The 14,435-nt window shown below is 73.7% G+C and carries 13 protein-coding genes; 10 read left to right on the top strand and 3 right to left on the bottom strand.

Annotated features, from left to right (window positions below; all coding sequences use genetic code 11):
• Together rodA and VM324_10450 are read left to right on the top strand one after the other, a co-directional pair.
• Complete coding sequence (gene rodA, locus VM324_10455; GenBank protein ID HVL99699.1) at positions 1-1,176, top strand: rod shape-determining protein RodA; 1,176 nt, start codon at positions 1-3, stop codon at positions 1,174-1,176.
• Between the two features lie 667 nt (positions 1,177-1,843).
• On the top strand, positions 1,844-3,274 hold the full coding sequence (locus tag VM324_10450; GenBank protein ID HVL99698.1) for an Rne/Rng family ribonuclease: 1,431 nt from the start codon (positions 1,844-1,846) through the stop codon (positions 3,272-3,274).
• A gap of 43 nt (positions 3,275-3,317) precedes the next feature.
• On the opposite strand, the gene VM324_10445 is transcribed toward VM324_10450, so the two are convergent.
• Both VM324_10445 and VM324_10440 read right to left on the bottom strand, forming a co-directional pair.
• A complete protein-coding gene (locus VM324_10445) occupies positions 3,318-4,547 on the bottom strand; it encodes a GNAT family N-acetyltransferase (GenBank protein HVL99697.1) in 1,230 nt (409 codons plus the stop codon).
• The gene (locus VM324_10440) at positions 4,544-5,368 is read right to left on the bottom strand and encodes a hypothetical protein (GenBank protein HVL99696.1); all 825 of its coding nucleotides are present in this window, start codon (positions 5,366-5,368) and stop codon (positions 4,544-4,546) included. The genes VM324_10445 and VM324_10440 overlap by 4 nt, the downstream gene beginning before the upstream one ends.
• A gap of 115 nt (positions 5,369-5,483) precedes the next feature.
• Between VM324_10440 and rplU the strand changes: the two genes are divergently transcribed.
• From rplU to proB, 7 genes are all read left to right on the top strand, one after another.
• The gene (rplU, locus tag VM324_10435) at positions 5,484-5,795 is read left to right on the top strand and encodes a 50S ribosomal protein L21 (protein HVL99695.1); all 312 of its coding nucleotides are present in this window, start codon (positions 5,484-5,486) and stop codon (positions 5,793-5,795) included.
• Between the two features lie 16 nt (positions 5,796-5,811).
• Entirely contained in the window at positions 5,812-6,063 is a 252-nt protein-coding gene (rpmA, locus tag VM324_10430) for a 50S ribosomal protein L27 (protein ID HVL99694.1), read from the top strand.
• A gap of 120 nt (positions 6,064-6,183) precedes the next feature.
• Positions 6,184-6,714, top strand: coding sequence for a hypothetical protein (locus tag VM324_10425; GenBank protein HVL99693.1), 531 nt, complete (start codon positions 6,184-6,186; stop codon positions 6,712-6,714).
• A gap of 64 nt (positions 6,715-6,778) precedes the next feature.
• Entirely contained in the window at positions 6,779-8,155 is a 1,377-nt protein-coding gene (locus VM324_10420) for a cystathionine beta-synthase (GenBank protein ID HVL99692.1), read from the top strand.
• Positions 8,152-9,294, top strand: coding sequence for a cystathionine gamma-synthase (locus VM324_10415; protein HVL99691.1), 1,143 nt, complete (start codon positions 8,152-8,154; stop codon positions 9,292-9,294). The genes VM324_10420 and VM324_10415 overlap by 4 nt, the downstream gene beginning before the upstream one ends.
• Before the next feature lie 43 nt (positions 9,295-9,337).
• Positions 9,338-10,687 (top strand): GTPase ObgE, encoded by a 1,350-nt coding sequence (gene obgE, locus VM324_10410; GenBank protein ID HVL99690.1) that lies wholly within the window; start codon positions 9,338-9,340, stop codon positions 10,685-10,687.
• Positions 10,684-11,808 carry a glutamate 5-kinase gene (gene proB / locus VM324_10405; protein HVL99689.1) on the top strand — a complete coding sequence of 375 codons (1,125 nt, stop codon included), beginning with the start codon at positions 10,684-10,686 and terminating at the stop codon, positions 11,806-11,808. The genes obgE and proB overlap by 4 nt, the downstream gene beginning before the upstream one ends.
• A gap of 22 nt (positions 11,809-11,830) precedes the next feature.
• On the opposite strand, the gene VM324_10400 is transcribed toward proB, so the two are convergent.
• Positions 11,831-13,402, bottom strand: coding sequence for a radical SAM protein (locus tag VM324_10400; protein ID HVL99688.1), 1,572 nt, complete (start codon positions 13,400-13,402; stop codon positions 11,831-11,833).
• Positions 13,403-13,516: 114 nt separating this feature from the next.
• Here VM324_10400 and VM324_10395 point away from each other — a divergent pair.
• Positions 13,517-14,435: S8 family serine peptidase (locus VM324_10395; protein HVL99687.1), on the top strand; the 919-nt coding region annotated here is incomplete at its 3' end.

Genomic DNA, 14,435 nt, shown 5'->3' with positions numbered 1-14,435 from the left:
ATGTCGAAGGTCACCTTCGGAGACGAGCCCGACCGCCTCGCGCGGGAGTCGGTCCAACGCACGTGGGCGCGCCTCTACGCGCCCGGGCGTCACATCGACCCCTTCCTGCTCCTCGCGGCCCTCGGCCTCACCGCCTTCGGACTGCTCATGATCTACTCCGCGACGTTCCACCAGCTGCAGGCGCGCGGCGTGGACTCGATGTACTTCGTCAACCGCCAGGTCATCTCGCTGGGGGTCGGCCTCGTCGCGATGGTCGGCGTCGCGCTCTTCGACTACCGGGTGTACCGGGCGTGGGCGCCCATGCTCTACCTGGCGGCGGTCATCATGCTCGTCGTCACCGCCCTCACCGGCGAGACCGTCAACGCCTCCCGGGCCTGGATCGTGTTGGGCGGGTTCCAGTTCCAACCGGCCGAGCTCGCCAAACCCGCCCTCATCCTCGCCCTCGCCGCGCTGTTCCAGGAGCGGCGGGAGTCGGCGCTCGGGCTGCGTGCGCTTCTCGAGGCCATCGGGCTCGCCGCCGTGCCGATGCTGCTCATCCTCGCGCAGCCAGACCTCGGCACGGCGATCGTCTTCGTGGCGATCACCTTCGGGGTCCTGCTGCTCGCCCGCGTCCGCGTGCGCTACCTCGCCGCGCTCGCCCTGATCGGCGTGCTGTCGATCATCGGGGCGCTCCAGCTCGACATCATGGAGGACTACCAGGTCGCCCGCATCACCTCCTTCCTCGACCCCTCCGCAGACCCGCAGGGGTCGGGCTGGAACGTCGAGCAGGCCCAGATCGCCATCGGCTCCGGGCAGCTCGCCGGCCAGGGGCTGTTCCGGGGGTCGCAGACCGCGCTCGCCTACGTGCCGGAGAACCACACCGACTTCATATTCACCGTCGTTGGCGAGGAGCTGGGGTTCCTCGGCGGCAGCCTGCTGCTCGGGCTGTACGCGCTGCTGCTGTGGCGTGCCCTGCGCATCACCGGCATGTCCCGCGACACGTTCGGCACGCTCATCGGCGCCGGCGTCGTCGCGGTGCTCGGCTTCCAGCTCTTCATCAACGTCGGGATGTCGGTGGGTGTCATGCCGGTCACCGGGCTGCCACTGCCGTTCGTCTCGTACGGCGGCACGAGCCTCATCGGGTCCTACCTCATGCTGGGTCTGCTCCAGAACGTGCACATGCGTCGCTTCCAGTGAGCAATCGCTTACACTTGGAGCCTGAAGGACCGTGAGGCGACTTCCGCCCCCGGGAGCGGCTGGCCACGACTTGACGCAGCCAACAACTCGACTATGACCGACGTGAGCACCGCCGTGACGATCTTCTCGTCGACGTGCTCTTTGCGCGCCGTGTCAGCTGGCTGCCATGGTCGTTGGGAAACGACGCGCCGTGCGCGCCCTCGTTCTGTCGTGGCCGACCGCGCCTGCAGCGACCACCCAAGGACTCGTCACCGTGACCGACCCGACCGGCGGGACACCGCCCAGAGAACGCCCTGACCGAGACGACCCCACCCGCACGAGGACCCGCACCCGAACCCGCGTCCGCGAGCATCCGGCCGAGCCGGAGCCCGCGGCGCCGCAGCCCGCACCGGTCGTCGCGCGGGCGGAGGCTGAGCCGCGGATCCTGCGCCGGCGACGACGGCGGGTAGCCCCCGACGACAGCAGCGCGGACCAGACCGTCGAGCCCGCCCCCGAGCGGGACGCGTCGCCCTCCTCACAGGCTGCGGCGGCGCCCGCCCCCCCGGCCCGTCCGGGCCGCCGCCGCGGCAGCCGAGGCGGACGCGGCCGGCGGGGCGCCGCGAAGCCTGCGCCCGGTGAGGACGCCCCGGAAGCCCGGGCGGGGGCGCCGGCGCCGACGGATGCGCCCGTGGACCAGCCGGTCGAGGTGCCCGCGGAGGACACGCCGGCTGCTCCATCCGAGGCCGACCGCGACGAGGCCCCCGCCGGCGAGTCCACACGGCTGCAGGCCCGCGGTGGCCGGTCCCGCCAGGGACGCGAGTCGCGCCGGCCCCGCCCGGCCGGAGGGGTGAGCGAGGAGACGCGCCGAGCGATCACCGAGGGCCCGCCCCGGCGCATGCTCGTCCACGTCGGCGAGGAGCGCACGCAGATCGCCGTCCTCGAGGAGCGCGACCTCGTCGAGCACTACGTGACCCGCCACCAGGACGTCTCCTACGTCGGCAACATCTACCTCGGACGCGTGCAGAACGTCCTGCCCGGCATGGAGGCCGCCTTCGTCGACATCGGCAAGGGCCGCAACGGGGTGCTCTACGCCGGCGAGGTGCACTACGACGAGGCGGACCTCGACGGGGAGCTGCCCCGCATCGAGCAGACGCTGCGGCCGGGTCAGACCGTGCTCGTCCAGGTCACGAAGGACCCCATGGGCACGAAGGGCGCCCGCCTCACCCAGCACCTGTCGATCGCCGGCCGCTACTGCGTCCTCGCGCCCGGCGAGGGCATGCTCGGCATCTCCCGCAAGCTCACCGACGGCGAGCGCGACCGGCTCCGCACGATCCTGAAGGACGTGAAGCCCGACGGCTTCGGGCTGATCGTGCGCACGGCAGCCGAGGGGGCGACGCAGCAGCAGCTCGCCGACGACGTCGAACGCCTCGTGCGCATCTGGGCGGGCGTGGAGAAGCGGGCGGGGTCCGCCCAGCCTCTCGAACCGGTCTACGAGGAGCCCGACCTCGTCATCCGCGTGATCCGCGACGTGTTCGGCGTCGAGTACACCGACCTCATCGTCGACCACCCCGAGCTCGGCGACCGCGTGCGCGCCTACCTGTCCGACGTGAGCCCCGAGCTCGTCGACCGGGTCTCGGTCCACACCGGGCCGCTCTTCGACGACTACGAGGTGACGAACCAGATCCGCCGCGCGCTCGAGAAGAAGGTGTGGCTCGCCTCGGGCGGCTACCTCATCGTCGAGAAGACCGAGGCGATGTGGATCATCGACGTGAACACCGGCAAGTTCGTCGGCAAGTCGAACCTCGAGGAAACCGTCCTGCGCAACAACCTCGAGGCCGCCGAGGAGATCGCCCGCCAGCTCCGCCTGCGCGACATGGGCGGCATCATCGTCATCGACTTCGTCGACATGCTCGTCCCGGCCAACCGTGACGAGGTGCTGAAGCGGTTCAAGCGCGAGCTCGCCCGCGACAAGACGAAGTCCCGGGTCATGGAGATCTCGAAGCTCGGCCTCGTGCAGATGACCCGCAAGAACGTCTCGCAGGGGCTGACGGAGAACTTCACGACCGTCTGCGACTGCTGCGAGGGCCGGGGCGCGGTGATCGTGGACTCGATCGTGTGAGGTTGCTCGGTGCTCGGTCGCGTCCGCTGCGGGGGCTCGGTGGTCAGAATACGAAGGGGCACCACGGGGCTCGGGTGGTGAGGAGGAGTGCGTCGGCGCGGGCGAGCGCACCCGCGCGGTGCTCGGTGGCGCGTCCGGCCCGGGCGAGCTGGGAGAGGGGGACGCCCCCGAGGTAGACGGCCCCGAGCTCGGCGGCGCCCACGGAGATCTCGGGGTCCTGGGCGGTCGGCGCGCAGCGCGCCGTGCCGCCGCGGATCTCGAGCAGGTAGGTGCCCGTCGTCCAGGGGCAGAACGCGTCGTGGACCGCGAGCACGATGCTGCCGTCCGTCGCGTAGCCGCGCGCGGTGAGCGCCGCGGGCACGTCGAGGAGCCGGACCCACAGCCGGTCGACGAGCCGTGCGTCGGCCTGGCGGGGGTCGACGAGGAGCAGAGGGAGAAGGTCGTCCGCCGGGCGGTTGTACGCTTGCAGGGAGGCGACGAGGTCGAGGTCGAGCAGGTAGCGCCAAAGGCCCGCGAGCGCCTCGTCGTCGCAGGTCACGAGCTCCTCCACCAGGACGGTGCCGTCGGGGACCCCGGTGGGCGTCTCGTGGTCGCGGATGCGGTAGAGCGCGTAGCCGCGGTCACCGTAGGCGACGGCGAACCGGCGGCTCGCGCCGTCCCGGAGGTGGTCGGGGTCGTGGCGCACCCACCGCCAGCGCGCCGGTGACCGCGACAGCATGCCGGCCAGGCCAGGCCGTGCGCGCTCGTAGACACGGGGCAGCAGGTCCTCGGCCGCGTCGCCGTCGAGCAGGCGGGTGCGGCCGCGCAGCGCGACCCGATCGGTGAAGGCGGCCCGGCGCGTGTCGACGGTTAGGTGCAGCCCGCAGGTGGCTCGGCCGAAGCCGAAGCGCCCGTAGATGGACGCCTCGGACGCCCAGAGCCCCGCGACCGGTTCCCCGCGCTCGTGCGCCCCGTCGAGCAGCCACCGCATCATCCCCCTGAGCAGGCCGCGCCGGCGGTGCGTGGGCAGCACGCCGATCGCGGTGACCCCGGCCATCGCGACCGCGTCACCGCCGGGGACGGTCAGCTCGAGGCTGTCGACGGTGCCCGTGGCGACGATCTGCCCCGTGTCGAAGACCGCGACCGTCCGGTCGAGCTCGGTGATGTCGCGCCAGAGCGCCACGTCCTCGGGTTGGGCGTCCTCGCCGAAGGCCGTCTCGACCGCCGTGGCGAACGCCGCGTACTCCTCGGCGGTTATGGCCCGTGCGGCCAACCCGTCGATCGTCGCGCTCACGCGGTCCCCCGTTCGCTGGGCGGCTGGGGGCTCCGCGAGGCGCGGGGCTGGGGGGGCTGGGCGTTCTCGAGCAGCCGGCCGGGCCCCTGGCCGCCGGCGAGGAGCGCGGCGCGGACGAGGTCGAGCGCGTCGATCGGCGGCGCGACCATAGCCCGAGCCGCGGCGAGGACCGCCTCGAGGCCGAGGTCCCAGTCCGGCCCCGTGCGCGCGGGCTCGCCGTCCTCCCAGAGGCCGGCGAGCCTCCCGGCAAGTTCCTCTTCGCCTCCTGGCAGCACGGACTGCGAACCCCCCGTCGAGGCGATGGCGAGGAGCAGGTCGACGGCTCCTCCGCCCGTGGCGCGCACGCGGGCGACGGCGAACGCCGCATCGACGGACAGGTCCGGGTCCGAGCCGAGGCCGAACGTCTCGTGCGCGGCCGCCGGGTCGCCGGTGACGGCCCGGTACAGCGCCCGGGCGTCATACCCGCAGGCGTCGAGCAGGTCGGTCACGTCCGGGCCCCCCGCCTCGAGGAGCGCGGCGAGCAGGTCGGCCGTCGACACCGCCCGCGCGCCCTGCCGGCGGGCCGCGCGGCCCACGACCGCCTCGAGGCCGGGAAGCCGCGCCGGCGTGGTCCGCGTCCGCTCGACGAGGCCGAGCGCCGCACTCGGCAGGGTCCGCAGCAGGGCGCCGGCACAGCCGTCGGGCTCCGCGGCGAGGCCGACGAGCATGTCGGCGGCGGTGGGATGCCTGCCGTGGTGAGCGCCGGCCTGCCGTGCGGCGGCCACCGCGACGAGGGCCTGGTCGGTGAGGCGCACCCGCCCGGGCGCTGATTGACAGGGCATTGGGGGCACCCTACACTTCCCAGGCGGTGCGCCGAGGCGCACCTTTATTTCGCTCGTCGACGCGCCCCGACCCCCGGTCCGCGGCGCCCCGAGCCCGCACTCGGCAGGAGCCACGATGTACGCCGTGATCGCCACGGGCGGCAAGCAGTACCGCGTCCGCGTCGGGGACACCCTCGACGTGGAGAAGGTCGAGCCCGGCGAGGACGGCAGCGTCGACCTGCGGCCCGTGCTGCTCGTCGACGACGACGGCGGCGTCAAGGCGACCCCCGACGCCCTCGATGGCGCGACCGTGCGGGCCAGCGTCGTCGAGCAGCGTCGCGGGAACAAGATCACCGTCTTCAAGTACCGCAACAAGACCCGTTACCGCCGCAAGGCCGGCCACCGCCAGTCCTTGACCCGGATCCGGGTCGACGACATCACCGCGTAGTCGAGGAGACGACACGATGGCACACAAGAAGGGCGGCGGCTCCACCAGCAACGGGCGTGACTCGAACCCGAAGATGCTCGGGGTGAAGCGCTACGGGGGCCAGGTGGTCACCGCCGGCACGATCATCGTCCGCCAGCGCGGCACCCGCATCCACCCCGGCGAGAACGTGGGCCGCGGCGGCGACGACACGCTGTTCGCGCTGATCGACGGCAGGGTGTCGTTCCGCAGCTCGGGCAAACGCAAGTTCGCCGAGGTGCTCGCCGAGTAAACCCTGTTCGCACTGCCTCTCGGCGGCGGACGGCCGGTTCTCACTGTTCCTCCTGTTGAGGGGTCAGCGACCGTGCCCGATCATCGGGCCATGACGACGTGCGGGACCCCGGAACCAGTCGTGAGGCGGTTCGGCCTGACGCCCGACGAGCTCGTGCTGCGCACGTGGAGCGGTGAGCGGGTGCACCGCTACGCCGCCTGCGTGCCGGGCCTCAACGTGCTCGCGGGCGAGACGCTCGCCATGGTGGGCGACGGCAGCGCCGCGCTCGTCGAGGAGCTCGCCGAGGGGCTCGACGCCTGCGTCCGTCTCGACGGGGAGGTGGCGGCGGCCGGCGGCACCGTGCGCATCCAGGCCGTGCAGGCCGCCCGCGTCGGCGTGAAGGCGCTCGCGGTCACCGACCCGTTCTCCGCGGCGAACGCCCCGGCCCGCGCGCTCGCCATCGCCGACCTCGCGGGCCTGTCCGACCTCGGGCTGACCACCGTCGTGGCCGTCGACGATGTCACGCTCGCCACGCTGTTCGCCGACCGGGTGGTCGTCGTGGACGCCGGGCGCCCCGTCGTCGCCTACCCCGTGCTCGCGCCGACCCCTCGCTCCGTCGCGGCGGTCGCCCCCGTCGCCGATCGGGTGAGCGCACGTCTCGCTGCCTGCTGAGGCCCGCAGCGGGTGCGGCGGCCCTTCGGCTACGCTGCGCCCACACCGAGCCCGAGGGGAGCGCATGATCGTCGACTCGCTCGTGGACCTCGTCGGGGACACCCCCCTGGTCCGCATGCCGCGGTTCAGCGCCGGTGTGTCGCCGACGCTCGTGGCCAAGGTCGAGTACCTGAACCCCGGCGGCAGCGTCAAGGACCGCATCGGCCTCGCGATGATCGAGGCCGCTGAGCGCGCGGGTCACCTGCGGCCCGGCGGGACGATCGTCGAGCCGACGAGCGGCAACACCGGTGCGGGTCTTGCGATCGTCGCCGCCCGGCGGGGTTACCGCTGCGTGTTCGTCATGCCCGACAAGATGAGCCAGGAGAAGATCAACCTCCTGCGCGCCTACGGCGCCGAGGTCGTCGTGTGCCCGACCGCGGTCGAGCCCGACGACCCGCGCAGCTACTACCGGACCGCCGACCGTCTCGCCGAGGAGATCCCCGGGGGTTTCCAGCCCAACCAGTACTGGAACCCGGCGAACCCCGAGGCCCACTACCGCTCGACCGGGCCGGAGCTCTGGCAGCAGACCGGCGGCAGGATCGAGGTGTTCGTCGCCGGCGTCGGCACGGGCGGCACGATCAGCGGGGCGGGGCGCTACCTCAAGGAGCGCAACCCCGACCTCGTCGTGGTCGGCGCCGACCCCGAGGGGTCGCTGTACTCGGGTGACGAGGCCCGGCCCTACCTCGTCGAGGGGGTCGGCGAGGACTTCATCCCCGGCACCTTCGACCCTGACGTCGTCGACCGCTACGTCACCGTGACCGACCGGGACTCGTTCGTCACCGCCCGCCGGCTCGCACGCGAGGAAGGCATGCTCGTCGGCGGGTCCGGCGGCCTCGCGGCGTGGGCGGCGCTGCAGGTGGCGGCCGGCTACCCCGAGGACGCGACGATCGTCGTGCTGCTGCCCGACAGCGGGCGCAACTACCTGTCGAAGGTCTTCAACGACGAGTGGATGGCCGCCAACGGCTTCGTCGACAAGCGCGGCGCCGCCGCGCGGGTCGCCGAGGTCGTCGCCGCACGCACCGGGGATCTGCCCGCCATCGTCCACGTCCACCCCGACGAGTCGGTCCGCGAGGCGATCGCCACCCTGCACCGCTACGGCGTGAGCCAAATGCCGGTCGTCAAGCGCGACCGGCTGGAGTCACGCGACGACGTGCTCGGCAGCATCGCCGAGCGCGGCCTGCTCGACCGCGCCTACCGGGACACGAGCGTGCTCGAGAAGACCGTCGGCGAGGTGATGGACGACCCGCTGCCCATGATCGACTCCCGCGACACCGTCGACCACGCGATGGCGGTGCTGACGGCCCGCGCCCCGGCGGTGCTCGTCTGCGAGGGCCCGCTGCCTGTCGGGGTGCTCACCCGCGCCGACGTCCTAGACTTCCTGATGAACAGCGAGCGGACATGAGCGCCTGGGACGACGCGGGGTTCTCGACGCGGGCGATCCACGCCGGCCAGGACCCCGACCCGCTGACCGGGGCGGTCGCCGTCCCGGTCTACCAGACGTCCACGTTCGTGCAGGCCGAGGTCGGCCGACACTCCGGCTACGAGTACGCCCGCAGCGGCAACCCGACCCGCGACGCGCTGCAGGCGGCGCTCGCCTCCCTGGAGCGAGCGGCGCACGGCTACGCGTTCGCCTCCGGTCTCGCGGCGAGCGACGCGGTCCTGCGCACGCTCACGCCCGGCGACCACGTCGTGCTCGCCGACGACGTCTACGGGGGCACCTACCGCCAGTTCGCGAAGGTCCACGCGCCCTGGGGCCTGTTCTTCGACACGGCCGACCTCGGCGACCTCCACGCCGTCGCCGCAGCCTGGCGCGACACGACCCGGATGCTCTGGATCGAGAGCCCCACCAACCCGCTGCTCACGGTCTTCGACATCGCCGAGCTCGCCGGGTTCGCGCACGAGCGGGGGGCCCTCGTCGTCGTCGACAACACCTTCGCCACCCCCTACCTCCAGCAGCCGCTCAGTCTGGGCGCCGACGTCGTCGTGCACTCCACGACGAAGTACCTCGGGGGGCACAGCGACGTCGTCGGCGGCGCGGTCCTGCTCGACGACGACGCGCTCGCCGAGCGGATCGGGTTCCTGCAGAACGCCATCGGAGGTGTGCCGGGGCCGTGGGACGCCTGGCTCACCCTGCGGGGCGTGAAGACGCTCGCGGTGCGGATGCGCGCCCACTGCGCCGGCGCGCGCGCCGTCGTCCACGCCCTCGTCGAGCACCCGTCCGTGACGAGCGTGCTCTACCCCGGCCTGCCCGGGCACCCCGGCCACGCTGCGGCCGCTCGGCAGATGCGCGACTTCGGCGGGATGGTGTCGTTCCGCATGGCCGACGCCGACGCCGCGGTGAAGGCCTGCGCGCGCTTCCGGGTGTTCGCCCTCGCCGAGTCCCTCGGGGGCGTGGAGTCGCTCGTCGAGCACCCCGGGCGGATGACGCATCTGTCAACGGCCGACTCACCGGTGGCCGTCCCCGACGACCTCGTGCGCCTGTCCGTCGGGATCGAGGACCCGGAGGATCTCGTCGCCGACGTCGAGCAGGCACTCGGCTAGCGCCCGCCCCGGGGGGGCTACCCGCCGGACTAGGCTGGCGGCGATGAGCGCGTTCGTCGACCAGGTCAAGATCCACGTCGCCGGGGGCCGGGGCGGGGACGGGGTGACGTCGTTCGCCCGCCAGCCCTTCGAGCCGAAGGGGCGCCCCGACGGCGGGGACGGGGGTCACGGCGGGTCGGTGGTGCTCCGGGCCTCCCTCGACGTGGCGACCCTCGTCGACTACCACCACCGCCCGCACCGCAAGGCGGGCCACGGCCGCCACGGCGAGGGGGATCAGCGCCGAGGGGCCGACGGCGAGGACGTCGTCCTTCGCGTGCCGGTGGGCACGGTCGTGCGCGACGCCGACGGGACGTTCCTCGGTGACCTCGTGCGGCCCGGCGACGAGGTCGTCGCGGTGGCCGGGGGGCGGGGCGGCCGGGGCAACGCCGCCTTCAAGAGCGCGCAGCGGCGGGGCCCGCGCTTCCACGAGCTCGGCGAGCCGGCTGGGGAGCGCTGGCTCGTACTCGAGCTCAAGCTCGCCGCCGACGTCGCGCTCGTCGGCTTCCCCAACGCCGGCAAGTCCTCGCTCATCGCCCGGCTGTCCGCCGCCAAGCCGAAGATCGCCGACTACCCGTTCACGACGCTCGCGCCCAACCTCGGCGTCGTCAACGACGACGAGATCGACTACGTCATCGCCGACGTGCCGGGGCTCGTCGAGGGTGCGAGCGTGGGGCGGGGGCTCGGCCACGAGTTCCTCCGCCACGTCGAGCGCGCCGGCGTGCTCGTCCACGTCCTCGACTGCGCGAGCTACGAGCAGCGCGACCCCCGCGAGGACCTCGAGACCATCGTCGGCGAGCTGGCCGCGTACCAGCCAGACCTCGTGGAGCGGCCCGCGCTCTTGTGGCTCAACAAGGTCGACGCCGACCGGGACACCGCAGAGATCGTCCGGCCCGACCTCGAGGCGGCCGGCTGGGAGGTGCTCGCGGGCAGCGCCGTGACCGGCGAGGGCCTCGACGCGTTGCGTCACCGTCTCGCCGCGCTCGTGCGCCTCGCGCGGGCGGAGCGCCAGGAGGCCGGGCCGGGTGCGCCGGCCGGCCGGCCGGTGCTGCGGCCCGCCGGCCGGCGGGCGGGGGAGGGCTTCACGGTCGAACGGACCCGGGACGGCTTCCGGGTGAGCGGGGAGCGCGTCGAGCGCTGGGTGGTCATGACCGACCTCGACAACCCCGAGGCGGTCCGCCACCTGCAGGGAAGGCTCGTGCGGGCCGGGGTCGAGCGCGCGCTGACACAGGCGGGGGCGAGGCGGGGCGACGACGTGGAGATCGCCGGGGCGGTGTTCGCCTTCGAGCCCGACCTGCCCGAACCCGACGAGCCTCCGGGGGCCCCGCAGGCCACGGACGGCGAGGCCGGCGCGTGACCGGGCCCCGCTTCCCCCGACCGGACCGCGTCGTCGTCAAGGTCGGCTCCTCGAGCCTGCGGGACCGCGCCGGGGGGCTCGACCGCGACCTCGTCGCCGACCTCGTCGCCCAGATCGTCGCCGTGAGCGGCAAGGGCACCGAGGTGGTGCTCGTGTCGAGCGGGGCGGTCGCGGCCGGCCTGCGCCCCCTCGGGTTGCTGCGCCGGCCGACCGACCTTCCCGGGCTGCAGGCCGCGGCGAGCGTCGGGCAGGGCATCCTCGTGCACACCTACCAGCAGTCCTTCGCCGTGCACGGCATGGTCTGCGGGCAGGTGCTGCTCACCCCCGGCGACATCGTCCAGCGCGCGCGCTACCTCAACGCCCGCCAGACGTTCGAGAAGCTCCTCGAGCTCGGGGCGGTGCCGATCGTGAACGAGAACGACACCGTGGCCACCGACGAGCTGCGCTTCGGCGACAACGACCGCCTCGCCGCGCTCGCTGCGAGCATGCTCGGCGCGGACGTGCTCGTGCTGCTCTCCGACGTCGACGGGTTGCTCGACGGGGACCCGTCCGAGGTCGCGGACCTGCCGGTCCTCGGCCGCGTCGACGACCTGTCGTCGCTCGACCCGCGGCTGTTCGGCGGTACGGGCTCCGACGTCGGCAGCGGCGGGATGGCGAGCAAGCTCGAGGCGGTGCGCATCGCGACGTTCAGCGCCGCGCACGCGGTCATCGCGAACGCGCGGCGCCCCGGCGTCGTGCGCGAGGTCGTCGCCGGCGCGCATGTCGGCACGTGGTTCCCGCCGAGCTCGCGCCGGCCCGAGAGCCGCAAGCTGTGGATCGCGTTCGCGACCGCGCCCCAAGGGTCGGTGGTCGTCGACGAGGGCGCGGTGAAGGCGCTCGTCGACGGCAACAAGTCCCTGCTCGCCGCCGGCGTCGTCGCCGCCGACGGCGACTTCGCCCCCGGCGATCCCGTCGACGTCGTCGGCCCCGACCGGCGGGTGGTCGCCCGTGGGCTCGTGAGCTACGGCCGCGCGGACGTCGAGCGCCTCCTCGGGCGCTCGACCGCGGCAGTCACCGCCGAGCTCGGGGCCGCGTACGCCCGCGCGCTCATCCACCGCGACTCGCTCGTCGTCGTCGTCTGACGACCCCGGTCCCCGACAGCGCTCAGGGCTCTGTCGCGTCGCGGTAGGCGAGCGTCAGGGTCTCGCGCGCCGGGGCGGCGCTCACGGCGGCGAGGCGGGCGACGTCCTCGGGTGCGGTGGGGTGCGCACGCGCCGGGGGCGGGGGAGTGGAGCGCCGGTAGTGGCGGGCGTAGTCGGCGAGTGTGAGCCCGGCGAACAGCGTTAACGAGGGTGCCCGTCGCGGCAGCTCGCGGGCGAGCCTGCGGACGCTGCGCCGACCGGAGTAGAACACGCGGTACGCCGTCCACAGCCCCTGCTCGAGCTGCTCGCGGCTCATCCGGGCGGGGGTGATGACCGCGTGGTAGAGGTCGTAGCACGACCAGTCGAAGCTGGTGATGCGGTCTTCGGCGAGGAACCGGGCGAACGTGTGCGTCCCGGGGTAGGGCGTGAGCAGCGAGAAGTGCGCGGCGTCGACGCCGATGCGGTCGGCGAGCTCGGCGGTCTCGGTGAACACCGTCGGAGGGTCGTGGTCGAAGCCGAAGATGAACCCGCCCTCGACCCCGATCCCGCGACGGTGCAGGCGGGTGACGAGCTCGCCGTACTCCCCGGGACGGTTGCGCTGCTTCTTCGCCTCGCGGAGGCTGCCGGGGGAGACGCTCTCGAAGCCGGTGAACAACGCACGCATGCCGCTGCGCGCGGCGAGGTCGAGCAGCTCCTCGTCGCGGGCCACGACGAGCGACCCCTGCGTTCCCCACGTCACCCGCACGCCCGAGCGCAGGATCGCCTCGCAGAGCTCGCCCATGTAGGCTCGGTCGGCGGCGAGGTCGTCGTCGAGGAAGAACACGTAGGTGAAGTCACCGACGCGCTGACCGACCCGCTTCAGCACCCGAAGCTCATCGACGACGACATCGGGATCGCGGTGGCGCGACGCCTGACCGTTGATGCGGATCACCGAGCAGAAGTCGCAGTTGAAGCGGCAGCCCCGCGTCGTCTGCAGCGTGTTGAGGGGCACGTAGCGGCTGATCGGCCAGGCCCGCAGGAGGTCGGCCCACTCGTGGACCGTCGGGGTGTCGTCCATCGAACCCCACGTGCCCTGGTAGAGGCGACCCAGGCGACCGGCCGCCGCGTCGGCGAGCACCGTGGGCAGGACCGACTCGGCCTCGCCCGACACGACCGCGTCGGCGTGCCGGAGGGCCTCCGTCGGCAGAAGAGACGGGTGCACCCCGCCGAGGACCACGGGGACGCCCCGCCGCCGGTACGCGTCGGCGATGCGGTAGGCGTCCCCGGCTAGCGGCGTCCACACGGTGATTGCGGCGAGGTCCGGGCGCTCGTCGCCCGACTCGGTGGCATGACCCTTGACGTTGCGGTCCACGAGGCGGACCCGCCACCCGCTGCGGCGCGCCACCGCGGCGAGGACGAGCAGCGCCATGGGCGGCATGCGATGACCCCAGACGCGGTGCAGCCCGAGCGGCTGCCAACGCGGGAACACGAGGTGCAGCAGCGGCCGGTCCCCCGACCAGTCGCGGGCGCGTTGCCGCGGCGTGACCGGGTTGCGTCGATGCGGCCCTGCCGTCTCCACGAGCCTCCCTGCCCACCCCCACGCGACCGGGGCCATGATCCCCCCGCACCCGGCGCAGCGTCAACACCCTTCCCGGTCGGCAGGGGTTTTGCCTGCGCACAGGTGCGAGCCGCGCGCCGTACTGTCATGCTTCTCCGCATGCATCGTGTGTTGACCTGGGCCCTCGTGCTGCTGTCCACGCTCGCCCTGGCGGCGGTGGCGCCTCCCGGGGACCCCCTTGTCGGCGAGCAGTGGCACCTCACCCAGGTCGGCGTGTTCGACGCGTGGGCGAGCAACCAGGGCGCGGGCGTGGTCGTGGCGGTGGTCGACACGGGCGTCGACGCGACCCATCCCGACCTCGCGGGGCGCATCGCTCCCGGCATCGACCTCGTCGAGCGGGGGACGCCTCCCGAGGACCCCAACGGCCACGGCACCCTCGTCGCCGGGGTCATCGCCGCGATCGCCGGCAACGGCGTGGGCGGGACCGGCGTCGCCCCGGGAGCGCGGATCATGCCGGTGCGGGTGCTCGACGCGGGCGGCACGGGCAACTCCGCCGACGTCGCCGAGGGCATCCGCTGGGCGGCCCGCAACGGCGCGCAGGTCATCAACCTCAGCCTCGCCGAGGCGCCCGGGCTCGTCCCGAACGCGAGCGGGATCATCGGCAGTGACGTCGAGGCGGCCATCACCGAGGCGCACGCCGCCGGGGCGGTCGTCGTGGCCGCCTCCGGCAACGAGGGACGCGGCTCGACCCCCTACGCGCCGTCGGTGCCGGTGATCGTCGTGGGCGCGAGCGACCGCGGCGACGCGGTGTGGCGGCACTCCAACCGCGACGCGCGGACCTTGTTCGCGCCCGGTGTGGACATCATCTCCACCCACACCGGCCACGGGTACGCCCGCGCCGACGGCACGTCCTTCGCCACCCCCATCGTCTCCGCCGGCGCCGCGATGCTGCGCGCGGCGCAGGTCCCGCCGGGGCAGGTGCGCGAGCGGCTGCTGTCCACCGCCCGGCCCATGCCCGGGTCGGCGGGCCGGGTCGACCTCGCCGCCGCCCTGGCCGTCGCCGCGGTCGCCGCCGCGCCGCCCCCTCCGC

This window comes from Egibacteraceae bacterium (assembly GCA_035540635.1).
In the GTDB taxonomy this organism is placed as follows: Bacteria; Actinomycetota; Nitriliruptoria; order Euzebyales; family Egibacteraceae; genus DATLGH01.
This window is presented reverse-complemented; position numbering and strand designations above follow the sequence as displayed.